Raw genomic sequence first — 23,451 nt, 5'->3', positions numbered from 1 at the left:
GCATGATCGTTTTCGCCACCTCGGACAAGGGCGGCACCGGACGGTCGGTGACCAGCTGCAACCTGGCCTACCGGCTGGGGTTACGCGGCATCAGCACGGCATATCTCGACTTCGACTTCGGCTCACCGGGCGCGGGCGCGGTATTCGAGATCGGCGCGGTCGAACGAGGCACTCTGAACGGCAACGGTCTGCACTCGTATCTGCGTGGCTACAACAGCCTGCCGCAGCGCCTCGACGTGCTAGCCGCCACGAATCGGAATGCCTTGCGCAGTCAGCGGTCTCGTAGCGGCAAACTGGTCCTGCTGCCAGGTGACGCGGGCGGCGGCGAGGCCATGCCGGTCATCGACGCGCAGGTGGTACGCCGCTGCCGCGAGCTGCTACTCGACCTGGACAGCACCTTCAAGGTGGTGATCGTCGACCTGAGCGCGGGCCGCTCGGCGGCCATGCAGATCGCGCTGGAAGCGACCCGCCCGCGGGATATGCCGGGCAAGGAGGTGCACTGGCTGGTCTATCACCGCTGGACTCGTTCGCATCTGATGGCCGCGCAGGGCCTGGTGCACGGGCCCAACGGCTTGCTGAAGATCGGTGTCGACCTCGGCTACGCCGCCGATGATCTGTCGGCCCGGATCCGCTTCGTGCGCACGGCGGTTCCGTGTGTCACCGGCGAGCACACGGCCGGCAGCGGACCCCAGGCAGCGTGGCTGCTCAAGCAGAACGACACCCTGCGCTCGCTCGCGGCCGAGTATCGGCTCGGCATGGGCGCGCTGCTGGGGGAGACCCCGGTCGAACCGGTGCTCCAGTGGCGGGAGCAGATCGTGCTCGACGCGGATGTGAACGCAGGCATCGCCAATCGCGCCACAGTCGATGCGTTCGAGGAACTGGCGCGAAAGCTGTGGGATCCCGCAACGTGGGTGCGGGTGTGAAGTCCGACGGGGTATAGCCAGTGGTGAGCTGTGCGTGCCTTCCGGCGTTGTCGCCGCCGACGCCCGCAACAACAAAATGGCGCGACGCACGTAACCACAGCTACCGATCCAGGGCGGAGATGCTGAGTACACTTCGCTCGATTTCGATGTGAGGGACCAGGCCCGGGCGGCTAAGCTTGACCTTATACGTGTTCTTGTGCGCAATCGCAAGGGAGCAGATGATCACCACCGCGGATACTGTGCAATATCGAGCGCCGACGCACGCTGATCTGCCTGACGTTCATTTGATCGACGGCGCGGCCTTTCCGGACGACCGCTACTCGTTCACCGCCCTCCGTCAGCTGATCGTGGACGTGGGCAGATCCCGCAGTGTCGTCGCCGTCGAGCCGAACGGCGGCGACGAGGAGGTGGTGGGATACGCGCTGACACTCATGGGCGAACCTGGGACGGCCTGGCTGCTCAGCCTGGCGGTCTCGCCCGATCGACGCGGCCGCGGGTACGGACATGGGTTGCTCTTGCACAGCATTGCGGCGTGCCGGCGCATGGGGGATGCCGACGAGATCCGTTTGACCGTCGACCCGAAGAACGCTACCGCCTACCGGCTTTTCCGCGCCTTCGGTTTCGTGCGGCGCGAGGGCGAAGATCAATACTTCGGTAAAGGCCATCCGCGCGACGTGCTGGCCCGCAAGATGCACCGACTCGACGACATGCACCTCGTCGACGACGGCGACGACTGTTCCGGAAAAGATTCGGCCGAGTTGGCGCTGAAGTCCCGGATGATGAGGTGACTACAGCCGAAACCATCGACGGACCAGTAGCGCGAAGAACACCGACATCGAGACGACACCGAGCCATGCCTCCACCGCGAACAGGACTCGCGCTCCCGGATCCATCCCCGCGACATTGTTCGGATCGAGCGGATTCAGAAAAGTGAGTATGCCCAGGTAGGCTGCTTCGCTCCAGGGCTTGGTTCCCGCCAACAGCAGCGCAACGGCTGTGCAGAGGGCGATTTGCAGGACAACCCAGCCGAGTAGCCGAAACGGCCGGTAGCCGTAGCCACAGAGCAGGTCGGCGACCCTGCTCGCGCCGCGCTGCAGGCCAGGTGCGAGAGTGCGGCGGTGGGCACGGGCCAGCGCGAGCCCACACCGGTCCTCGGCTTCGGAATTCCGGGCGCGGCGGTACAGCTCCATGGCTCCATCCCAGGCCCGAATCGCGTGTGCGGGCAACCTACGGCGGGTCGATTCGGCGGCGAGCACTTCGAATTGAGCTGCGAGCAGAATATTTTGAGTCGGACTCAGCCGCACCGGACCGCGTAACTCGACCTCGGCGGCAATCAGTCCGGCGAACAGTGGCGTAAGGCCAACCCACTCCTCGTCGTTGGGGCTGACGTTCGGTACTTCTTCGTATAGCGTGCCGAATCTCAGTTTGTTGCTTTGCCGTTCATGAGTGAGCAGCTCGCGATGATAGCTTCCGAGGAGCGCCTCTACGCGTGTGTCGAGGTCGTTCAGGCTGTCTGCTCCGGCGATCTCGGACGAGTCCAGAGTTTTCGCGTAGTGCTCGGCGCTATCCCGGACAGCTCTGCTGACGCGGTCGCTCTGCGATGGCTGTCCTTCACTACCGTTCCGGGTCGAGCCATAAGCGCGTACGGCGTAGTAGGTCGCAATATCGATTCGGCGTTGTATCTGGGCGACGCGAGCGTCCCACTGCTTGGCGTACCCAGCTGCTGTCTGGAGGTCCCGCCACAGGGTTCGCATCGAGGCGGGGACCTGAGCGCCCGGCATCCACAGGTGGGCCAGATGCTCGTGCACCGGAGCGAGGATGTCGACCTGGCGGCCTTCGTCGAACCCCTCGGCCGAGCGCACTCGCGCGTCGATCACCGTGAGGAGCCAGTCGTGGGCGGCCACATCCTGACAAAACCGCAGGGCATCGGGAAGATCTGTCGACTGCTTCACCGTGACTCGCAGGGTCCTGGTGAGGTCGTCCTCCACGCGTAGCGATACCGCCGGCCCGGCACTGCCACCGATGACGGCGCTCCACCGCAGGCGCGTCGTCGGTGCCCGGAGGGGCGGTTTCTGATCCAGGAGCGGCGATGACCGCAGGCCGTCGAGATGGAGGGCGCTGATGGAGCCGAGGTCCAATGTGTTGCTGTCGCGCGGGGCGAAATAGCCTGCCGCCAGCTCCTTGTCGGCGACAGCGTGATCGGGCAGATCGCCGATGACCTCGGTGACCCCGATTCGAGTGATGTAGTGCGACCATGGCATGCGCTTCTTCTGCTGAGCCCGCACCACGGTGGTGTGCGAGGACAGCTGCGCGATGCGCCCACCCACCAGAACCACGGTCGAGGATACGGTTCCGACGGCACGCGCAGTCGAGCGAGCCGTCGCACCCCAGCCCAGATGACAGTCGACGCCGGTTGCGCGCCGCGGTGAAAAGGCGAGCGGCCCCGGTCGTTCACGGCGGATGACGGCAGCGCCGGCCACCGTCGACAGCACCTCGTCGGTGGCCGGACCGTCGAGGGTCAGCGAATGCGGTAGCAGGCATGTGCGGATCTCGCCAAGGGCTACCAGCGGGGTAGGCGGGCGTGGCGCGGTGTGACGAGGAGCAGGCGAGCGGGTGTCCGCGTTCGTGTCTGCCACGATCAGGACCCGTCCAGCAGCAGATGGCCGACGCGTTCGACGACCCTGGCGGGAACCGGCACCTGGTCGTCGCTGCCCTGGGCGGCGACCAGGGCGGTGACATCGGAATCGGGAGCGAGGTGATCGAGGATGACCCGCACAGCCGACTCGATCAGCAGGTAGCGCTTGGGCAGCATCGACAGCGTCCGGTAGGCAGTGAAGGGCGCCGCGTCGGGGTTGAGTCGCAGTACCGGCGGCAGGTCCTTCCAGTCCTCGGGCCATTCCTGGTCGGCGGGCCACAGTTGTGGGTCGACCACCGGCGCACCGCGGTAGCGCAGCATCCCCAGTCTCAGGAGTTGCCACACGGCGGCCAGGAACGGGCACGACCACCGCCGCGCCCCGTCCCGGTCGTGCCATAACTCCACATCGAGGAAGATCGAGTGTTCACCGCGGCCGTACTCCTGCGGCGGTCGATACGGTTGCGGCCGCATGGCCTGGCGCGAGGTGGCGTTTTGCTCCCGGCGGCCGTTGCACAGCCAGCCGAGTTCGTCCGTCGGTGGGCGTCCTCCGGTGGTGACCCCCTCCGCTTCCGGCTGGGCGATGAGCCGTGCCGAGACCATCTCCGCGACAGGGGTCGGCGCGCCGACGGCGACCCCACCGGCGAACATCGGAGCTTCGTGGCAGCTGGATTCGCGGGCCAGGTAGTCGATGGTGAGACCGGCCTCGGCGGCGGCGCCCAGGAGTCGGTCGAGCACCTTGCCCGGCTCGAAGCGGGGTTGGAAATAGTCGTCCGTGAGATAACAGGTGCTCACCCGTGTCTCCGGTCCGAACTCGATTCGGGCCGATTCGATGAACGCTGCGACCAGTGGGACGGCACGTCGGAATTGCGAGCGAACCATGTCGGTGTCATAGAGGATCTCTTCGTGCCGGAAGTGGCAGACCTCGATGGACAGGTGGGCCATGGGTAGCGGCGTGACCTCGGTTTCCTCCGAGGCCTCCCGATAGATTGGTGAACTCATCTGCTCGAATCCCAGATCGCCGGATCGGTAAGGTGCCGAGCAAGTTTGGTGTACGCGTCGACGGTCGAGGGATTGGCGAGCCTGGCTCCGACATCGTTGTCGAGGATGATCTGTTCACGCCACTGCAGCATGGGCTCGATCGGAGTCTGTCCCAGTAGCATCGCGGCGCCGATTTCTTCCTTGTTGGCTAGTTTTTGCAGCGCTTCGGCCTGCACCTTCACCCAAGTGTCCTGTGCTGAGTCCACCGCCCGGGTCGAATCCGACTCGGCGACCGCCGTTCGTACACAGCGCATCGAAGCCTGGAAAGCGGCTTTGTTGTGGCCCCGTGCAGCAGCGGTCGCGAGTATCCCGTGTGGTCCGTGCACCAGACCGCTTGCCGCCAAGACATGCTGACGCGTCCACCGGTGAAATACCAGCCAGCGCCGCTTGCGGTTGCTCAACACAGCGGATGCGGTCGCGCCCAACGCGATATCCAGGGCGGCTGAGCGTCCGGCGCTGAGATCGACTATCACCACGTCGAATTCGGTCATCAGCTGCCCGAGAAGGGTAGCTGCGCGCACGACACTGACATCGTCATAACCGAATTCGCCGCCACCGATTTCCCCGGGCAGCAAGACCAGGCTCCTCCCCCGGGGGGCGTCGCGGCGGAGCTCGGTGCGATCGGTTTCGCGGACTACGTTCAGGCGTACAGGCTCATTGATGGCCCCGCTCAGATACGAATGCAGGCCGCTACCCTCGGTGACTCCGCGTTCGGCCCCGCTGATCTCGAAGAGGGCACCAGCTGTAGGCGAGCCGAAATCGAAGTCCACATACGCGACGTCCAATCCACTCATCCACAGCCGGTAGGCGATATTGCAGCTGGTGACCGAGCGCCCCGTCCCGCCCTTGTCCGAGGTCGCGAAGACCAGGATCGGATCGAGGTCGGTGGCTCTCATCGGGTGGCGTCCTCCCGCGCGAAGGCGAGCACGTCGAGCCGTCGCAGTGCATCGGTGGCCAGCGCTTCGGCGGTGTGCGGACGTTTGTTCATGAGTTCGCGGGCCCGGTTGAGCGACTGTTCTATCTCTTTCAGGTCCTTGAAGCGCGGCGAGTTCACCGAGTCGCCGACCTGCAGCATTTCCTGATTGAGGAGGTGGTCGGCCTCGCTGATCTTGCCCTGCGCCGACTTTTCCAGTTCGCGCGAAGACAGCGGGGGCTGGGAGTACATGGTGTGCGCGACGACCAAGCACTCCATCATGCGTTCGGTGAGGAACCAGGACGGCGCGGCGGTGTCGCCATCGGTGCCCAGGTTGTCCCAGAGATCCTTGGCACGTCCGCTGGTTATCGCTCTGTCTTGCATGTGCTTGTACGCCGACCTGGCAAAGCTGAGGAGCTGCTCGCGGGTTTCCACGTCGCGCGCCAGCTGAGCGGCCAACAGGCTGCGCTTGAGCAGCAGGGTGGTGAAGTCGCTGACGTAGTAGCCGATCAGCGGACCCGCATGGAGATCCTCGGATCCCCTGAGCGTCAATGTGAGTCCTGGATGGTGCAACAGTTCCGCCGCGTGGTCCGGTACTGGCCGGCTGGTGACGTTCCCATGATCGGCTAGCCTGCGCAGCACCTCGACCGTGCGCCCCAGATCTGTCGTCGACCGATTTTCCAGCAGGTCCTGGATGAGGAACGACGTCACGGCCAGGCTGTAGTAATAGGACTGTTTGCCGTCGGAGGTGCGCCACGGCAGGTCCTCGAGCGGCCAGCGCCCGGTGCCGAAGCGTGCGATCGTCGACCAGTACCGCTGCGCCAAGTCGCCGCGGCGCTTCAGCGAATCCACCAGCTCGGCCTGGTGCGGCTGGAAGAGGTCTGGTTCCGAGGTTCGTTGGGAATGAAGGTCTTTGATGCCGTCGAGGGCGACAAGAGTGAAATAGAGGTACGGCTGGTTGATCGCGTATCCGGGCTGGGTGGCGATCCGGGCTGTGATGTCGGAGTCGGACTCGTAGTCGATCCCCGAGCCGATTCCCCACGTCCAGCCGCATTCGAACGCCCGTTTGTCATCGCGTAGCTCGACATCCTTCGTGTGGCCGCTGCGCACATCGGCCAGCGCCCGTGAGCGAAGGTCGCCGAGTGCGGCGGAGAAGTCTGCGATGACGTCCTTGGCCGGGGCACCGGTCTGGTTGACCAGGTTCAGGACTTGCTGCCCGGCGGAGGAGGTGAACGGCGGCGTGTGCATCACGAAGCTGCGGGCCAAGCCGATCATCGCAGAGGTGAGGCGGTCGCTGACCCGAGGCTTCAGTGCCGTGACGCGTTCGCTGAGTTCCTCGGCCTCGCGGCGCACGTCCTTGCCCAGATACTGCTCGAGACGCCGAAGCACTCGCAGTGCGGCGATACACAAACTCAGTGACATCGAGTACGAGTCGACGACCTCGAGCGCCCGCTGCGCGTCGGTGGGTGCCCCGAAGCCCGCGTCGCGAAAGTAGCTGCCACCAGCGAATGTCGGCTCGCCGTCAGCGTCGGTGTAGGTGTCGAAGAACTCCTCGATCTTGGTTACCAGGGCGGCGCCGACTCGGATGTCGTCGCCCAGCACCGCAACGACCGCGGCTACGTCGTCGGCGGTCGCGATACTGTCCGGGTCGACGCCGAAATTCGCCAACTCGCTCGACGGGTACAGCAGGCACATCAGCTGTTCGGCATCGCTGACCGAATTCCGGCCGTCGCGCCCGCCCCAGACCCACTCGCCTGCGCGGAACGAGGTTTGCAGGTGTGCTCGCCAGAGATCCAGAAGCTGTTGCCGCGGTCGTATTCTCATCGATATCCCCTCGATCCAGCCAGGCAACGCCAGTATGCCGACTTGATTGCGGCATTGTCATCGGTTGTGCCGTAATACGTTTCACGTCTACCTCGGTCCACAGCACAACAGTGAAGGCCCGTCTCGGGGAAGGGGCGGTGATCGTTGGTCCCGATCGGTGGCGCAGTAGATTCCGCGTGGTGCAGGTGTAAAATCCGATCGGGTATCGCTGGAATCGCCACGGTTCCAGCCGGATTGATAGGGGCCTGCGGTCGTGGGTGGCGCCGTATACGCCGAGTCGACGGCGTCAGTGCGTGTCGAGGATGTACCGCTGTCGCATGTGTCCGTCGAGGTCGGGCACTTCTACATGGCGGACCTGCTCAACGGCGAAGCGCCGATCGCCGCCCAATTCCGGCGTGTGGCACGGCTGCTCGATGCGTTCACCGCGATCGCCCGGCAAGACTTCGCCGAGGCCGCCGGCGGCGCCTCACGGGTGCGGGCGAGTACCTGCTTCCTGCTCGACGACTACTTCCAGCCCGATACCGATCCGCGCCAGGTCGTGCCGACCCTGCTGCGCATCGCCGAGGAGAGCGGCGTCCGGATCGACTACCTGGCCAGCCAGGCCGGGTGCAGCCGGTATCTGCGCCGTCGGCACGACGAGCCGCGGATTCCGCTGGCGCAGATGGTCGCCGACTCGATCGTGGCCGAACCGGCGCCGGGCAGTACCGGGCGCAGGCCGCCGACGGCGGAGTCCGGTTGGCTGTGCAACGGCGAGCGGTCCAGCGATCACGAGCCGGGCCAGGCCATGGAGGTCGACTACCGGCCGCCGGTGGAGTTCGCCGCGCGCAATCACAACATCTTCCTCGACGTCGAGATGTGGCGCGATCGTGGCACGGGCCACGAGGTGCTCTGGTCGGCTCCGTTCCTGGCCGCGGTCTGGCAATTGCTGCGCCTGGGCATGCTCCGCTACGAGGGCAAGGCCGTGGTCGACGCCGAGTACTGGCAGCCGGGGCACGAATGGCCCGCGCGCTGGGCGGACTTCCCGAGCGTCATCCGGCTGCGGGAGCGGGCGGCGCCGTTCGCCGCGTTCCGCTCACTGTCGCTGCTGCCGCAACGGTACGTGGGCATCGAGCACGCGGTGCGGATGATTCTCGACCACACGCGGCCCGACCCCGATGTCGTCCGGCTCATCGCCGGGCACGCGCGCGAACAGGGGATCGCAGGGACCGACGACGTCACCGACCGGCTCTCCTACTTCTTCCTCAGTGGTCACTGATCCGATGCCGATACCAGCACATACGGGCAACGCTGCACCAATCCAACCCAGTGGACCGCTGGCGCTTCTCGGTGAAGTGCGCACCGGGCTGCTCCCGGAGTCGGCGGCTTTGAACCGTAGGTCGGCCGCGGAATTGCTGACTCTCGTTCGGGGCAGACGCGTGCAGTCGCGGGAACGGCCGGTCAGCTGGGCACAGTCCCCGGTGACTTCTGAAGGCGTCGACTGCAGGCTCGCCACCCCGGTCCGCACCCGGGTGCGGGCGGTCGGAACGGTCGCGGCCCACGCGGTCGTGCGGGGCGGGCGGATCCTGCAGAGCTCGGCGACGGCCACCGTCACCGCGGGGGAGGGTGCGCGGCGGCGCAGTTGGAGCCACTACCTGGGCCGGATCGGCATTGTCGAGATCATCACCCGGATCCCACCGGACATCGGCCCTCAGTTGGTCGACGGCTTCCTCGGTCCCAGTGACGCGACGACGGCCACGCTGGACCCTGGCGGGATCGCGGCCCGGTTGCACATGCGGGTACGCGCCGATCCGATGCTGAATCAGAAGCCGCCCATCCACACCAGCGCGTCGCGGTTGCGGTGGGCCGCGCGGGTGGACCGCGGGCAGGTGCCGAGCATGTCATTCGTCCTGCTCGACGACGAGACGCGACTGGCCTCGGTGGTGGTCGGCGACGAGGCGGAACTGGCTGGGGTGCAGAGTTTTTGCGAGGACCTGGCCATGCACGACTGGCTGCTGACGGTGCTCACCGAGATCATCGACGAAGCTGAGAGCGCCGAGTTCTCACGCAGCTCGCCGGCTCAGATTCTCTCCCCGCTGCTGGAACACCTAGCGCACCTATGGATGCCCGGTGCCTTCACACCAGCACCGTTGCGCGGCCTGTGGACGGGCCTGGAAGCCGATCCCGGATTCACCGTGCAGTGGAATTCCGGGATCGGTCAGCTGCGCGACCGGGTCGCGGTGGCGACACTCGACGCGTTGACCCGCAGCCATTTCCGCGGGTGATCCGCGATCAAGCGTCGGCGCGCCGGTCGTGTTCGGCGTAGTCGTAGCGACTCCGCGAGCCCCGGCCCTGATAGCGCGCCGAGACGGCCAGCCAAACAGATCGGTGATCGCGGCCACAACCAAGGCCGAAAAGTGGTGCCACACAGCCGAAAGCCACGTTCGGTGAGGGGAGCCGAACGTGGCTTTCGGGGTTTCGCTGGGTGGATCAGACGCTGGCGTAGGCCAGCGAGGGCGCCCGGTCGGCGGCGAAGCTGGTGCGCAGGTAGCACCACCAGGTGACCGCGGCCATCACCAGGAACACGACGGCGTAGGCCCAGAAGGCGGGGGCCATGGTCTTCAGGTGGACGTTGGACAGGCGCAGCGCCTGCTGGACGACGAAGCCGCCCGCCGCACCGACGGCGCCGATGACGCCGATGGCGGCGCCTGCCTGGCGCTTGGCCGAGATGGCGGCCTCGGCGATGTCGATGCCGTGCTCGGAGGCGTACTTCTTGGCGGTGGCGTTGAAGATCGACGGGATCATCCGGTAGGTGGAGCCGTTGCCGATGCCTGCCAGGACGAACAGTGCCAGGAAGGCGGCCAGGTAGAGCGGGAAGCTCTTCAGGTCCACCGCGAGGACGATGAACGCGACCGAGATCGACATGCCGCCGAAGACGTAGACGGTGATCTTGGCGCCGCCGCCGATCTTGTCGGAGACCCAGCCGCCGAACGGACGGCTGAACGAACCGACCAGCGCGCCGAGGAAGGCGAGGTTACCGAGGGTGGTGATCCAGCCGATCTTGGCCAGGTCGGGGAAGGTGGCCTTGATCAGCGTCGGGAAGGCGAAGGAGAAGCCGATGAACGAGCCGAAGGTGCCGATGTAGAGGAAGGCCATGATCCAGGTGTGCCGGTTGGTCAGGGCCAGCTTGTAGGACTTGCCGTCGGACTTCGCCTCGGCGATGGAATCCATGAAGTACAGCGCGCCCACGGTGGCGACGACGATGAACGGCAGCCAGAACAGCACGGCGAGGGTGATACCGAAGCGGTAGCCGCCCGCGTCCTTGGCCATCAGGTGGGTGCCGAAGGTGATCAGCAGCGGCACGATCAGCTGGGTCTGCGCGACACCGAGGTTGCCGCCCGCGGCGTTGAGGCCCAGTGCGGCGCCCTTCTTGCCCTCCGGGAAGAAGAACGAGATGTTGGCCATCGACGACGAGAAGTTACCGCCACCGACACCGGCCAGCGAGGCCAGCACGAGGAACACCCACATGGGCGTGCTCGGCTGGTTGACGAAGTACAGGATGCCGAGGGTCGGGATGAACAGCATCGCCGCGCTGAACGCGGTGAAGGCGCGACCACCGAATTTCGGGACGGCGAAGGTGTAGGGGATGCGCAGGGCGGCGCCGACCAGGGTCGGGATGGAGGTCAGCAGCAGGGCGTTGCTGACAGCGGTCGGGTTGCCCTTGCCCAGGCCGGCCAGAAAGTCGAAGCCGGCCAAACCCATGGTGGTGACGATGGAGCCCCAGATCACCCAGATGCTGAAGCCGAGGTTCTCGGCGAAGACCGAGAACCAGAGGTTCTTGCGGGCCGTCTGCTTGCCGCCGGCTTCCCAGAACTCCGGATTGTCGGGGTTCCACTGGGTCAGCCAGCGACCCTTCTTCTGATATTCGAAGGACGGGGCTTCCGTCTCCTGGCCGGTGGCGGCGATTGCGGTCATCGGCTTCCTCTCGATCGGGCTCGATAGAGGCGCATCGTCTTTCGTGGTGTTCGATGCGCCTCTTGCGGGGTCGAGATAAAGGTAGAAGCCGGTTGTTGCGTGGCAATGGCCTCAGGTGAAGTTCCAGCCAACTCGGCCTCACCGCCGAAAACGCGTGCTGGTGACTGCCTGGTTACATCAGCGATCCGGGTACTGCGCGATGAGCGAATCGAGGAAGCAGCGGGTCGCCTGCATGGCCTTGTCGGCGTCGCCGTCGATGACGGCCTGCACGAGCTCGGCGTGCTCGGTGTCGTAGGCGTCGTCGGAGCGGGCGGTGCGCGCGTGGATCACGTGCTCGATGATCGGCAGCAGCGAATCGTAGAACTCCAGATACACCGCGTTGTGGCTGGCGACGACGATCGCCCGGTGCAGTTCCACGTCGGCGGCGATGGCGACCGGGTCGGGTTCGGACCAGTTGCGGTTGCTGCGTTCGGCGAGCAGACGGCGCAGGTTGGCGATGTCGGTGTCGTCGCGGCGGCGGGCGGCCAGGCCCGCGGCGGTGGTGTCGAGGGCTTGGCGGAGTTCGAGGATGTCGCGCTCCTCGGCGTCGGCGAAGTACTTGGCCAGGGTGCCGCCCACCTCGGAGGTGGCGATCACATAGGTGCCCGAGCCCTGGCGCCGCTCGAGCATCCCCGCGTGCACGAGGGCCTGGACGCCTTCGCGCACGGTATTGCGCCCGGTCCCGGTGAGCTCGGTGAGCTCCGGTTCGGTCGGGATCCGTTGACCGACAGGCCAACGGCCGGAACGGATTTCGGCCCGAAGCTGCTCGGTGACCTGGGCGATGAGGCTGGTTCGCCGGACGGGTTGCACGTCAGCAAGGGTACCGCTGCTCACAAATCATTGCACCGATCATGGGGTCATCCTATGATTTGCTGATGCCGCCTCTCCGCGAATTCAAGCCAGACTCGAGCTCCGGGTCGACCGTGCTGGGCGACCGGCGGGATGCGGTTGGCCAGGTCAGCCCGTCCCCGGCGAGTTCCCCATGTGCTCCGGAGACCAGTAGTCGACTGTCGGCGCTGATTCGCGGCCGCCTGCTCGTGTTGGCGGCCATCGTTATGTCTGCGCTCACGTTGCGGTCCGCGGTGACCGCGTTCAGTCCGCTGGCGGAGGAGATCGGCGCTGATATCGGGTACGGGACCGCGATCGTCGGCGTGTTCGGCATGCTGCCGACCGCGATGTTCGCTGTCGCGGGGCTGGTCACGCCGCTGCTGGTGCGCCGTTTCGGGCTGGAGCGCACGGTGCTCATCGCGATGCTGCTGGCCGGGACGGGGTCGCTCACCCGCGTGTTCGCCGCCGGGACCGGCGAGCTGCTGGCCTTCTCCGGCGTGGTGCTGCTCGGTATGGGTATCGGCAATGTCGTGATCCCGCCGCTGGTGAAGCGGTATTTCGCCGATCAGCTGGCGGCGATCAGCTCCCTTTACATCGTGATGGTGCAGTTGAGCACCGTCGTGCCCGCGTTCGTCGCGGTGCCGCTGGCGCAGGACCATGGGTGGCGGATCTCGATGGGTGTGTGGGCGCTGGTCGGCTTCGCCGCCGCGGTGCCGTGGCTGTTCGTGCTGCGTGACCGCAAGGGTCGCGACCGGGTCGACGTCACCGCGCTGCCCGCCGAATCGTCAACGGCCGCAGGCAAAGTCTGGCGTTCGCCGGTGGCCTGGGGGATGGCCGCGATGTTCGGCATGACCTCGCTGACCACCTACGCGATGTTCGCCTGGCTGCCCAAGATCCTGTCCGACGCGGGCGCGAGCGCCGGTTTCGGCGGCAGCATGGTCGGGCTGTTCGCGCTGATGGGCCTGATCCCCGCGCTCGGCGCGCCGACCGTGGTCTCGCGGATGCGCAATCCGTTCCCCGTCGTCGTCGGCTGCATGGTGCTGTTCGTCATCGCCTTCGCCGGTCTGCTGATCGCGCCCATGAGCGTGCCGGTGCTGTGGGTGGTGCTGCTCGGCCTCGGCCCGAGCACCTTCCCGATGGCGCTGACCCTGATCAACCTGCGCACCCGCACCCCCCGGGGCTCGGCCGCGCTGTCCGGGTTCACCCAGGGCGTCGGTTACGCCGTCGCCTGCGCCGGCCCGTTGCTGTTCGGCATGCTGCACACCTGGACCGGCGGCTGGTCGGCCCCGTTCGCCATGCTGCTCGTTGCGCTGGGCGTGCTGCTCGCGGGCGCCTGGCAGGCCTGCAAGCCGCGGATGCTCGAGGACACTTGGAATTGATCGCGGAATCTCACCGTTCGAGTTGCGCGGGTGTGCGTCGAGAGTAATGCTGTGTAGGTCACACCTCACTGGGGTTTCTGGCAATTTCTGGCAGGTTCCTTACCTGTTGAAATCGCTGCGTCACATGCTGGAAACAAAGGCCTCAATCTCACCCCTCTGACCGGGCCTCGGTGAGAAACCGTTGATTCGGGCGCAATTTCCCGCAGCATTTCGGCAATACCCATTTCCTACCGTTGGGCCATCGCACTTTTGGGAGGCCCAACTTGAGCACGCTGAAGCGTAACCACGACATCGAGCACTGGGATGCGGAAGATGTCGCGGCCTGGGAGGCCGGCGGCAAGGATGTTGCCAAGCGCAACCTGATCTGGTCGGTGTTCGCCGAACACATCGGGTTCTCGGTGTGGTCGATCTGGTCGGTGATGGTGCTGTTCATGCCCGCCGACAAGTTCGGCATCGACCCGGCGGGCAAGTTCTTCCTGGTCGCCATGCCGACGCTGGTCGGCGGGTTCCTGCGGATCCCCTACACCGTGGCCACCGCTCGCTTCGGCGGTCGCAACTGGACGATCTTCAGCGCGCTGCTGCTGGTGGTCCCGCTGCTGCTGACGCTGTACTTCGTCACCCAGCCGGGCACCTCGTACACGACCTTCCTGGTCGTCGCCGCGTTCGCCGGTGTCGGTGGCGGCAACTTCGCCTCGTCGATGACCAACATCAACGCCTTCTACCCGCAGCGGCTCAAGGGCTGGGCGCTGGGCATGAACGCGGGCGGCGGCAATATCGGTGTCCCGGTGATCCAGCTGCTCGGCCTGCTGGTGCTGGTCACCCTCGGCGGCGACTACGCCTACCTCATCTGCGCGATCTACCTGGTCCTCGTCGGTCTCACCGCGGTCGGCGCGGCGCTGTACATGGACAACCTGACCAACCAGAAGGCCGACCTGTCCTACATGGGCAAGGCCCTGCGGGTGCCGCAGTCCTGGGCGATCGCCTTCCTCTACATCGGCACCTTCGGTTCGTTCATCGGCTACAGCTTCGCCTTCGGCCAGATCCTGCAGATCAGCTTCAAGGCTGGTGGCGACACCGCCGCCCAGGCCGCCGTGCACGCCGCCTCGATCGCGTTCATCGGCCCGCTGCTCGGTTCGCTGGCCCGCCCGTACGGCGGCAAGATGGCCGACCGGATCGGTGGCAGCAGGGTCGCGCTCGGCACCTTCGGCGCCATGATGGCCGCCGCGCTGATCGTGATCGCCGCCTCGACGATGGCCGACCGCAACAACGGGGTCGCCTCCGGCGCCACCATGGCCTTGCTGGTCGTCGGCTTCATCGCCCTGTTCGTGCTCTCCGGTTTCGGCAACGGCGCCGTCACCAAGATCATCCCGTCGGTGTTCGAGGCCAAGTCCAAGAGCCTGCCGGTCTCGCGCACCGAGCAGGCCGCGTGGTCGCAGAACGCCGGAGGCGCCCTGATCGGCTTCGTCGGCGCGATCGGCTCCCTGGGTGGCGTCGGCATCAACATGGTGCTGCGCAGTTCCTACGCGAGCACCGCCTCGGCCACCACCGCGTTCTGGGTGTTCCTCGCCTTCTACGTGGTCTGCGCGGCCGTCACTTGGACGGTGTTCCTGCGCCGTCCCCGCCTGTCCACCGTGCCTACCGACTCCGATGTCGTGGTCGAGGCCGAGTCCCTGGTCCTCGAGGCCGAAACCAACGCTTCGTCGGCCAATACGTCGGCTCGCTGACTACCCGACCACTACCAAGGAGGTCACTCTCATGAACAGCACTCGCAAGACAGTGGTCGTGGTCGGCCACGGCATGGTCGGTCACCGTTTCGTCGAGGCCCTGCGCTCGCGCGACGAGGCCGGTCAGTGGCAGGTCGTCATCCTCTCCGAGGAGAAGCTGCCCGCCTACGACCGCGTCGGTCTGTCCTACTACGTCGGCAGCTGGAAGGCCGAGGAGCTGGCGCTGCCCGGTAACACCTACGACGGCGACGCCCTGGTCGACCTGCGGCTGGGCCAGCGCGGCGAGTCCATCGACACCGCGGCCAAGACCGTCACCAGCTCCACCGGCGACGTCATCGCCTACGACGCGCTCGTCATGGCCACCGGCTCGTACCCGTTCGTCCCGCCGGTGCCCGGCCACGATCTGCCCGAGTGCTTCGTCTACCGCACCATCGACGACCTCGACGGCATCCGTGCCGCCGCCGACGCGGCCGGTCCCGGCGCGCACGGCGTCGTCGTCGGTGGTGGTCTGCTCGGCCTGGAAGCCGCCAACGCGCTGCGGCTGATGGGCATGACCCCGCACGTCATCGAGTACAACGACCGCCTGATGCCCGCCCAGGTCGACGCCGGTGGTGGCGCGATCCTGGAGAAGCTGGTCACCGACATCGGCCTCAACGTGCACACCGGCGTCGGCACCGCCAAGATCGTCTCGATCGAGGAGGAGGGGGCGAACAACGTCACCCTGCACCTGTCGGACGAGTCCGAGATCCACGCCTCGCTGGTGGTGTTCTCGGCCGGTATCCGCCCGCACGACGCGCTGGCCAAGGCGGCGGGCCTGGAGATCGGCGCCCGCGGCGGCATCCTGACCGACCTCAGCCTGCAGACCTCGGACCCCAGCGTCTATGCGATCGGTGAGTGCGCCGCGGTCGAGGGCGTCTGCTACGGCCTGGTCGCCCCCGGTTACACCACCGCCGAGATCGTCGCCGATCGCCTGCTCGGCGGCGCGGGGGAGTTCCCCGGCGCCGACATGTCCACCAAGCTGAAGCTGATGGGCGTCGACGTGGCGTCCTTCGGTGACGCGCACGGCACCACCGAGGGCGCGCTCGAGGTCGTGCTGCACGACGCGGCCAAGGGCACCTACGCCAAGCTGGTCGTCTCCGACGACGCGCAGACCCTGCTCGGCGGCATCCTGGTCGGTGACGCCAGCCAGTACGCGGCCCTGCGCCCGCTGGTCGGTCGCCCGCTGCCCGCCGACGCCGCCGCGCTGATCTCCCCGGCCGGCGCCGAACTCGGTGCCGACGCGCTGCCCGACGACGCGCAGATCTGCTCCTGCAACAACGTCAGCAAGGGTGCGATCTGCGGCGCGATCGCCGAGGGCGCCTGCGACATCCCCGGCATCAAGAGCTGCACCAACGCCGGTACCTCCTGCGGTGGCTGTGTGCCGATGATCAAGAAGCTGCTCGAGCAGTCCGGCGTGGCGATGTCCAAGGCGCTCTGCGAGCACTTCGAGCAGTCGCGCGCCGAGCTGTTCGATGTCGTCGCTGTCACCGGTATCCGCACCTTCTCCGAGCTGATCGCCAAGCACGGCAAGGGCACCGGCTGCGACATCTGCAAGCCGACCGTCGCCTCGATCCTGGCCTCGACCTCGAGCGACCACATCCTCGACGGCGAGCAGGCGGCCCTGCAAGACACCAACGACCACTTCCTGGCCAACATGCAGAAGAACGGCACCTACTCGGTGGTGCCGCGGATGCCCGGTGGTGAGGTCACCGCCGAGCAGCTGATCGTCATCGGTGAGGTCGCCAAGGAGTTCGACCTCTACGTCAAGGTCACCGGTGGCCAGCGCATCGACCTGTTCGGCGCGACCGTGGAGCAGCTGCCGCTGATCTGGAAGCGCCTGGTCGACGCGGGCATGGAGTCGGGCCACGCGTACGGCAAGTCGCTGCGCACCGTCAAGAGCTGCGTCGGTTCCACCTGGTGCCGCTACGGCCAGCAGGACTCGGTCGGCATGGCCGTGCTGCTGGAGAAGCGCTACCGCGGCCTGCGCTCGCCGCACAAGCTGAAGCTGGCCGTCTCGGGCTGCGCCCGTGAGTGCGCCGAAGCCCGCGGCAAGGACGTCGGCGTGATCGCCACCGAGCACGGCTGGAACCTCTACGTCGGCGGCAACGGCGGTCTGACCCCCAAGCACGCGGTACTGCTGGCCGGCGACCTGGACGACGAGACGCTGATCAAGTACATCGACCGCTACCTGATGTTCTACATCCGCACCGCCGACCGCCTGCAGCGCACCGCGCCGTGGCAGGAAGCGCTCGAGGGTGGCATGGACTACCTGAAGGCCGTCGTCTGCGACGACAGCCTCGGCATCGCCGAGGACCTGGAAGCCGCGATGGCCAAGCATGTCGACGGCTACAAGGACGAGTGGGCGGCCGTGCTCGAGGACGAGAACAAGCTCTCGCGCTTCGTCTCCTTCGTCAATGCCCCTGACGAAGCCGACCCGACCATCTCGTTCGACGACAGCGGCGAGCGCAAGGTTCCCGTGCTTCTCGGCCTGCCCGGCATGCCGGTTGGTGTTGCCTCGGACACAGCAGCAGCCGGGAAATAAGCGCTTAACCCTGCGGAAACAGGGCGCCTGTACCAATAGGTAAGGCGTTCGGAGGAGGAACCGACGATGACCGTTATCGACACACCCACCATCACCACGGAGACGGCGACCTGGACCCAGGCATGCCGACTCGACTTCCTGATCCCGGGCCGCGGCGTTGCTGTCCTACTCCAGGGTGGCCGGCAGGCCGCGCTGTTCCTGCTCACGGACGGCACGTTGGCCGCCGTCGGCAACATCGATCCGTTCGGCCGGGCCGCGGTGATGTCGCGCGGCATCGTCGGTGACCGTGGCGGTGTCCCCGTCGTCGCGTCGCCGCTGCTCAAGCAGGCTTTCTCGCTGATCGACGGACGCTGTCTGGACGACGAGACGCAGTCCATCCCGGTCTACGCCGTGCAGCTCGACGGTGGCGTCGTCGCGGTATCCAACGAGCCCGTGCAGGTCGCGGCCCTCGAATCCTCGGACGGCTGATTTCATGACTGCTCCCACCGACAGTGGCCCCTGCCTTGCCGGCTTCACCATCGGCGTCACCGCCGCCCGCCGCGCCGAGGAATTCGGCACCCTGCTCACCCGCAAGGGCGCGAACGTGGTGTCCGCCCCCGCCATCCGCATCATCCCGCTGGCCGACGACACCGAGCTCGAACGCGTCACCGAGCTGCTGATCGCCGATCCGCCGCAGATCACCGTCGCCACCACCGGCATCGGTTTCCGCGGCTGGATGGAAGCGGCCGAGGGCTGGGGTCTGGCCGAGGTGCTGCGTGACACGCTGGCCTCGACCCGGATGCTGGCCCGTGGCCCCAAGGCCAAGGGCGCGATCCGCGCCGCCGAACTGCGCGAAGAATGGTCGCCCGCCTCGGAGTCCTCGGCCGAGGTGCTCGATCACCTGCTCGCCGAGGGCGTCGAAGGCGTGCGGATCGCCGTGCAGCTGCACGGCGCGACCACCGAGTGGGAGCCGGTTCCCGACTTCTGCGAGGTGCTGCGCTGCGCGGGCGCCGACGTGGTCCCGGTGCCGGTGTACCGCTGGGAGCCGCCCGCCGATCGCGGCCCGATGGACGCCATGATCGAGTCGATCATCTCCGGCAGCCTCGACTGCGTCACCTTCACCAGCGCCCCCGCCGTTGCCTCGCTGCTGATGCGCGCCAAGGAGACCGGCCTGCTCGAGTCGGTGCTGCACGCACTGCGCGGGCGGGTGCTCGCGGCCTGCGTCGGCCCGATCACCGCGGCGCCGCTGGAAGAACTCGGCGTGCCGACCACCATGCCCGGCCGCGCGCGCCTCGGTGCGCTGGCCCGCCATGTCGCCGAGGAACTACCGCGCCGGGCGAGCCGGATCTACGCCGCCGGTCATCTGATCAGCGTGCGTGGTGGCTGTGTCGTCGTCGACGGTGAGGTGCGTCAGCTGGCGCCGGCGCCGATGGCGTTGATGCGCTCGCTGGCCCGTCAGCCCGGCCGGGTCGTCTCCCGCGAGGACCTGCTGTCGGCGCTGCCCGGCGGCGGTGACGACACCCACGCGGTGGAGACCGCGATCGCGCGACTGCGGGCCGGTCTCGGCACGCCCAAGGCGATCCAGACCGTGGTCAAGCGTGGCTACCGGCTCGCGCTCGACGCCGCCGACTGCGCCGACACCCCGGCCCGTCCGCCGGTGCAGCCGCCGCACCAGGCAGGCATCGGCACGCCGGCCCGCTCGCCGCGTCCCGCGCAACCGCTCGGGGTGTGGTGAGCACCGCCCGGCCGGGTGATCCGGCTCTGGTGCTCGTCGCGCACGGCACCCGCAGCGCGCGTGGCGTCGAGATGATCGCCGCGCTCGCCGACGCGGTGGCGGCCGAACTCGGCGCCACGGTGTCCGAGCCCGGCGCCGAAGCGCAAGGGGCAGCGCCCAATACGGCCCTGCGCACCGCGTTCGTCGACGTGCTCGGGCCGTCGCCGTCGGAGGTACTGCGCGATCTCGACGGACCGGCGGTTGTCGTGCCCGCGTTCCTCGCCTCGGGCTATCACGTCTATCAGGATGTGCCGCGTGAGGTCGAAGAGAGCGGCCATCCCTCGGTCGCGGTCACCGCGGCCATGGGCCCGGATCCGGCGCTGACCAGGATCATGGCGGTGCGGTTGCGCGCCGCGGGCTGGCGGCCCGGTGACGCGGTGGTCTTCGCCGCCGCGGGTTCCTCGGACGCGCGGGCACGCCAGGACGTCCGCCGCGCGGCGGGCATGCTGGCCGAACAGCTCGGTGCGCCGGTGCGCATCGCCTATGTCGCGACCGGTACCCCGCGGGTTCCCGAAGTCGTCGCGTCCCTGCGGGAATCCGGCTCCGGGCGGGTCTTCATCGCCTCGTACCTGCTCGCGCACGGACTGTTCCACCAGCGTCTGCACGACGCGGGCGCCGACGGTGTCGCCGAGCCGATCGGTGTGCATCCCGCGGTGGTCCGGCTGATCGCCGACCGATACCGCACGGCCGCACAGGAACTGGTGCGCGCCGAGGTGCGCTGAGCTCGCGCTGTCCGGCCGGTGCACGCTCGGATAGTCGACCGGTCGGTTTCGGTCACGGCGACTAGAGTTGGCCCGACTTCACATGGAGGGGGCAGACACCGTGCCAGATTCGTCCGCAGATCACGAGATCCCGCGGCAGCAGGATGATGAGCTGACGTCATATCCCGACGCGGTTCCGCAGCCACCGCCTAACCCGGGCTCGACGGTGCCGCAACCGACCTATCCGAATGCCGCTGGGGGGCCTGCGCCGTATCCGAACGCGGCTGGTGCTCCGTACGCGAATCCGGCCGCGCCCCAGTCGCCGTATCCGCACGCGGCCGGAGTGCCGGTGCCCTACCCGAATGCGGTGGTGCCCCAGCCGCCGTACGCGAATCCGGCCGCGCCCCAGCCGCCGTACCCGCAGGCGAGCGAAGTGCCGTACCCGAATCCGGCCGCGTCCCAGCCGTCGTACCCGAGTGCGGCTGGGGCGCCGTACTCGAATGCGGCGGCGTCGCAGGCGATGCCAGGCCCGGCCGGCGGGGCGTCGCCCTATCCGCAGGCGGGCGCCTATCCGGGCGCCCAGCCGAACCCGCTCGGCAGTCCTTATCCGGCGGCGCCTGGAGTCCCGGTCGAGGCCGGTCCCCGGGTCGTGCCCCAGAACGTGCTGATGGCGTTTTACGTGATGCTGACCGGCGCGGTGGTCACGGTTCTCGGCGCCGCCTACATGCTGACCACGATCGATCAGATCCGCTCGGACGCGCTCGAAGCATCGGGTGGCGTGTTCCGTGGCGACGACCTCGACATCCTCGTGTACGCGGGTCTCGCGGCCGGGATCCTCACCTCACTGGTGACGGCGGGGCTGTGGGTGTGGCTGGCCTTCGCCTGCCGTGCGGGCAAGAACTGGGCCCGCGTCACCGGCACGGTGTTCTTCGGCATCAATGTGTTGTTCTCCGTCGTCGCCGTGATCAGCACGCTCGCCGCGCCCGAGGCCGACCTGCAGTCACTGGCCTTCACCGTGGTTGGCGTCGTCATCGGCCTGGCCGCGGTGATCCTGCTGTGGAACCCCAAGTCCAAGGCCTACTTCGCCCCGGCCCTGCCGCCGGGCTTCCAGCCGTATCCCGGCCCGCAGGCTAACGGGCCGTGGTGAAGTTCGCCCGGTAAACGCTCGGCGGAACACCCAGCTGACGGATCATGTGCTGGCGCAACGATTCCGCCGACCCGATGCCGCTGTGCCTGGCGACCTGATCGATCGGCAGTGATGTCGATTCCAGCAGTTCCCTGGCCCGGTGGATGCGCTGATGCAGCAGCCATTTCTGCGGGCTGAGCCCGGTCTCCTCATGGAATCGCCGGGTCAGCGTGCGCACGCTGGTGTTGGCGTGCTCGGCGAGTTCCCGCAGCGACAGGGGAGTGTCGAGCCGGGCCAGCGCCCAGCTGCGGGTGGCCGAGAGCGACAGGTCGTCGTCGGGCGGTAGTGCGGTGTCGACGAACTGGGCCTGCCCGCCGGGGCGCACCGGGGTGACCACGGCGGCCCGCGCCGCCTCGTTGGCCACGGTGGCGCCGTAGTCCACGCGAATCAGGTGCAGGCACAGGTCGATTCCCGCGGCAGCGCCCGCCGAAGTGGTCACCGGGCCGTCCTCGACGAACAGCGCGTCGGTGCGCACGCGGACCGACGGGTGCGCACGTGCCAGTTCGTCGGCCAGCGCCCAGTGCGTGGTCGCGGTCCGCCCGTCGAGCAGTCCGGCCTGGGCCAGGACGAACGCGCCGCTGCAGATCGAGGTGACCAGGGTGCCGCGCTCGACCGCCGCGCGCAGGGCGGCCAGGATCACCGGGTCGGCGCCCGTCCGGCTGCCGGTGCTTGGCACGATCACGGTGTCGGCCGACTCGAGCACGTCGAGCCCGTGCGGGATCACCACATCGAAGCCACCCGAATTGGCAAGCACCACACCGGGGTCGGCGGTGCATACGAGCACCCGGTAGGCGGGTTCGCCGTCGACCAGCACCGACTCCATCAGCGAGCCCGGCATCGCCAGATCGAACGACTTCACCGGCGGCACGGCGACGACGGCAACAGTCTTCATGGCCTGATCCTTGGGATAGCTGGCATTCCGGCCACTAGTCTAGCCCCCGCCCGCGCGGCATTGTTTCCTGTGTGCCCGGCGAGGTCGCCGGAGGGAGCATGAAATATGTTGCTGGGAAAGGTAATTCGCATGACCAAGCATGTCGTGATCGGTCGCGGCGGCACCGCGTCCGCCACCGCACTGGCACTGGCCGAGTCCGGCGACCACGTGACGGTGATCAGCCGCAGCGGACTCGGCCCCGAACACTCCGGCGTCGACCTGGTCGCGCTCGACGCCCTCGACACCGACGCCCTGATCGGGCACGCCACCGGGGCGGCGACCGTCTTCAACCTGGCCATGCCGCCGTACCACACATGGCCGGAAACCGTTCCGCCACTGTTCGGTTCGATCCTGACAGCCACCGAAGCCGTCGGCGCGAACCTGGTGATGATGGGCAACCTCTACGGCTACGGACCCGTCGACAGCGTCGTCACCGAGACGACCCCGCTGGCAGCCACCGGCGGCAAGGGCGAGGTCAGGGCCAGGATGTGGACCGAGGCACTGGCCGCGCACGAGGCGGGCCGGTTGCGCGTCACCGAGGTGCGCGCCGGGCAGTTCCTCGGCGCGGGCGCGGTGTCGATCTTCTCCCTGCTGGTGCAGCCCGCGGTACTGGCGGGCGCGCGGGCGAAGGTGCCGCAGGAACTGGACCTGGCGCATTCGTTCACCGCCATCGACGACGCGGCGGCTGCCCTGGTCGCCGTGGCCCGCGACGACCGCGCGTGGGGCCGCGCCTGGCACGCGCCGGTCATCACCACCACCGTGCGCGCGGTCGCGAGCAGGCTCGCGGCACTGGCCGGTGCGCCCGAGCCCGAGCTGGCCGTGCTGTCCGACGCCGAGATCACCGCGCTGGCCAAGGACGACCCGTTCTGGGCGGAACTGTTCGAGACCAAGCACATGTCGCACCGCGAATTCATCGCCGATGACGCCGCGCTGCGCACCACCTTCGGCGTCACCGCCTCCACACTCGACGACGTCCTGCGCGGGGTGCTCCCCGGCGCCGCGGCCTGACCCGGAAACGGCGACGGCCGCCGCGGATCGGTAGCTG

General features: G+C 67.7%; 19 protein-coding genes. 12 read left to right on the top strand and 7 right to left on the bottom strand.

Going from position 1 to position 23,451, the window contains the following annotated elements:
• Nucleotides 1–2: 2 nt before the first annotated feature.
• Both ACFWF2_RS14105 and ACFWF2_RS14100 read left to right on the top strand, forming a co-directional pair.
• The gene (locus tag ACFWF2_RS14105; RefSeq protein ID WP_379307865.1) at nt 3–923 is read left to right on the top strand and encodes an SCO2523 family variant P-loop protein; all 921 of its coding nucleotides are present in this window, start codon (nt 3–5) and stop codon (nt 921–923) included.
• A 218-nt stretch (nt 924–1,141) separates the two neighbouring features.
• Nucleotides 1,142–1,711 (top strand): GNAT family N-acetyltransferase, encoded by a 570-nt coding sequence (locus ACFWF2_RS14100; protein WP_379307864.1) that lies wholly within the window; start codon nt 1,142–1,144, stop codon nt 1,709–1,711.
• Here the strand turns inward: ACFWF2_RS14100 and ACFWF2_RS14095 are convergent, their stop codons facing one another.
• From ACFWF2_RS14095 to ACFWF2_RS14080, 4 genes are read right to left on the bottom strand one after another with little or no spacing between them, the layout of a single operon-like run.
• A complete protein-coding gene (locus ACFWF2_RS14095) occupies nt 1,712–3,559 on the bottom strand; it encodes an SCO2521 family protein (RefSeq protein WP_379307863.1) in 1,848 nt (615 codons plus the stop codon).
• A 2-nt stretch (nt 3,560–3,561) separates the two neighbouring features.
• Nucleotides 3,562–4,557 carry an SCO2522 family protein gene (locus ACFWF2_RS14090; protein WP_379307862.1) on the bottom strand — a complete coding sequence of 332 codons (996 nt, stop codon included), beginning with the start codon at nt 4,555–4,557 and terminating at the stop codon, nt 3,562–3,564.
• Nucleotides 4,554–5,492 carry an SCO2523 family variant P-loop protein gene (locus tag ACFWF2_RS14085; RefSeq protein ID WP_379307861.1) on the bottom strand — a complete coding sequence of 313 codons (939 nt, stop codon included), beginning with the start codon at nt 5,490–5,492 and terminating at the stop codon, nt 4,554–4,556. Before ACFWF2_RS14085 ends, ACFWF2_RS14090 begins: the two co-directional genes overlap by 4 nt.
• Nucleotides 5,489–7,333, bottom strand: coding sequence for an SCO2524 family protein (locus ACFWF2_RS14080; RefSeq protein WP_379307860.1), 1,845 nt, complete (start codon nt 7,331–7,333; stop codon nt 5,489–5,491). The genes ACFWF2_RS14085 and ACFWF2_RS14080 overlap by 4 nt, the downstream gene beginning before the upstream one ends.
• Nucleotides 7,334–7,586: 253 nt before the next feature.
• Here ACFWF2_RS14080 and ACFWF2_RS14075 point away from each other — a divergent pair, with 253 nt between their 5' ends.
• Together ACFWF2_RS14075 and ACFWF2_RS14070 are read left to right on the top strand one after the other, a co-directional pair.
• A complete protein-coding gene (locus ACFWF2_RS14075; protein ID WP_379307859.1) occupies nt 7,587–8,588 on the top strand; it encodes an SCO2522 family protein in 1,002 nt (333 codons plus the stop codon).
• A complete protein-coding gene (locus tag ACFWF2_RS14070; protein WP_379307858.1) occupies nt 8,488–9,594 on the top strand; it encodes an SCO2521 family protein in 1,107 nt (368 codons plus the stop codon). The genes ACFWF2_RS14075 and ACFWF2_RS14070 overlap by 101 nt, the downstream gene beginning before the upstream one ends.
• A gap of 205 nt (nt 9,595–9,799) precedes the next feature.
• On the opposite strand, the gene ACFWF2_RS14065 is transcribed toward ACFWF2_RS14070, so the two are convergent.
• Both ACFWF2_RS14065 and ACFWF2_RS14060 read right to left on the bottom strand, forming a co-directional pair.
• The gene (locus ACFWF2_RS14065; protein ID WP_379307857.1) at nt 9,800–11,284 is read right to left on the bottom strand and encodes an MFS transporter; all 1,485 of its coding nucleotides are present in this window, start codon (nt 11,282–11,284) and stop codon (nt 9,800–9,802) included.
• A 177-nt stretch (nt 11,285–11,461) separates the two neighbouring features.
• Nucleotides 11,462–12,133, bottom strand: coding sequence for a FadR/GntR family transcriptional regulator (locus ACFWF2_RS14060; protein WP_379038097.1), 672 nt, complete (start codon nt 12,131–12,133; stop codon nt 11,462–11,464).
• 245 nt (nt 12,134–12,378) lie between these two features.
• Between ACFWF2_RS14060 and ACFWF2_RS14055 the strand changes: the two genes are divergently transcribed.
• From ACFWF2_RS14055 to ACFWF2_RS14025, 7 genes are all read left to right on the top strand, one after another.
• Nucleotides 12,379–13,530 (top strand): MFS transporter, encoded by a 1,152-nt coding sequence (locus ACFWF2_RS14055; protein ID WP_379307856.1) that lies wholly within the window; start codon nt 12,379–12,381, stop codon nt 13,528–13,530.
• Nucleotides 13,531–13,793: 263 nt separating this feature from the next.
• Complete coding sequence (locus ACFWF2_RS14050; RefSeq protein ID WP_379307855.1) at nt 13,794–15,254, top strand: nitrate/nitrite transporter; 1,461 nt, start codon at nt 13,794–13,796, stop codon at nt 15,252–15,254.
• Between the two features lie 31 nt (nt 15,255–15,285).
• Nucleotides 15,286–17,835 (top strand): nitrite reductase large subunit NirB, encoded by a 2,550-nt coding sequence (gene nirB, locus ACFWF2_RS14045; RefSeq protein ID WP_379307854.1) that lies wholly within the window; start codon nt 15,286–15,288, stop codon nt 17,833–17,835.
• Nucleotides 17,836–17,901: 66 nt separating this feature from the next.
• Nucleotides 17,902–18,303, top strand: coding sequence for a nitrite reductase small subunit NirD (nirD, locus tag ACFWF2_RS14040; RefSeq protein WP_379307853.1), 402 nt, complete (start codon nt 17,902–17,904; stop codon nt 18,301–18,303).
• A gap of 4 nt (nt 18,304–18,307) precedes the next feature.
• A complete protein-coding gene (locus tag ACFWF2_RS14035; protein WP_379307852.1) occupies nt 18,308–19,549 on the top strand; it encodes a uroporphyrinogen-III synthase in 1,242 nt (413 codons plus the stop codon).
• A 71-nt stretch (nt 19,550–19,620) separates the two neighbouring features.
• Nucleotides 19,621–20,310 (top strand): sirohydrochlorin chelatase, encoded by a 690-nt coding sequence (locus ACFWF2_RS14030; protein ID WP_379307906.1) that lies wholly within the window; start codon nt 19,621–19,623, stop codon nt 20,308–20,310.
• A 328-nt stretch (nt 20,311–20,638) separates the two neighbouring features.
• A complete protein-coding gene (locus ACFWF2_RS14025) occupies nt 20,639–21,436 on the top strand; it encodes a hypothetical protein (protein WP_379307851.1) in 798 nt (265 codons plus the stop codon).
• On the opposite strand, the gene ACFWF2_RS14020 is transcribed toward ACFWF2_RS14025, so the two are convergent.
• Nucleotides 21,420–22,367 carry a GlxA family transcriptional regulator gene (locus tag ACFWF2_RS14020; protein ID WP_379307850.1) on the bottom strand — a complete coding sequence of 316 codons (948 nt, stop codon included), beginning with the start codon at nt 22,365–22,367 and terminating at the stop codon, nt 21,420–21,422. The genes ACFWF2_RS14025 and ACFWF2_RS14020 overlap by 17 nt on opposite strands.
• Nucleotides 22,368–22,496: 129 nt before the next feature.
• On the opposite strand from ACFWF2_RS14020, the gene ACFWF2_RS14015 reads away from it, so the two are divergent.
• Nucleotides 22,497–23,414 (top strand): NAD-dependent epimerase, encoded by a 918-nt coding sequence (locus ACFWF2_RS14015; RefSeq protein ID WP_379307849.1) that lies wholly within the window; start codon nt 22,497–22,499, stop codon nt 23,412–23,414.
• The last annotated feature ends 37 nt before the right edge of the window (nt 23,415–23,451 follow it).

The sequence above is a fragment of the Nocardia sp. NPDC060259 genome, from assembly GCF_042728775.1.
Taxonomy (GTDB): Bacteria; Actinomycetota; Actinomycetes; order Mycobacteriales; family Mycobacteriaceae; genus Nocardia.
Note: the sequence above shows the minus strand (reverse complement) of the source record. Positions and strands in the feature narration are given on the sequence as shown.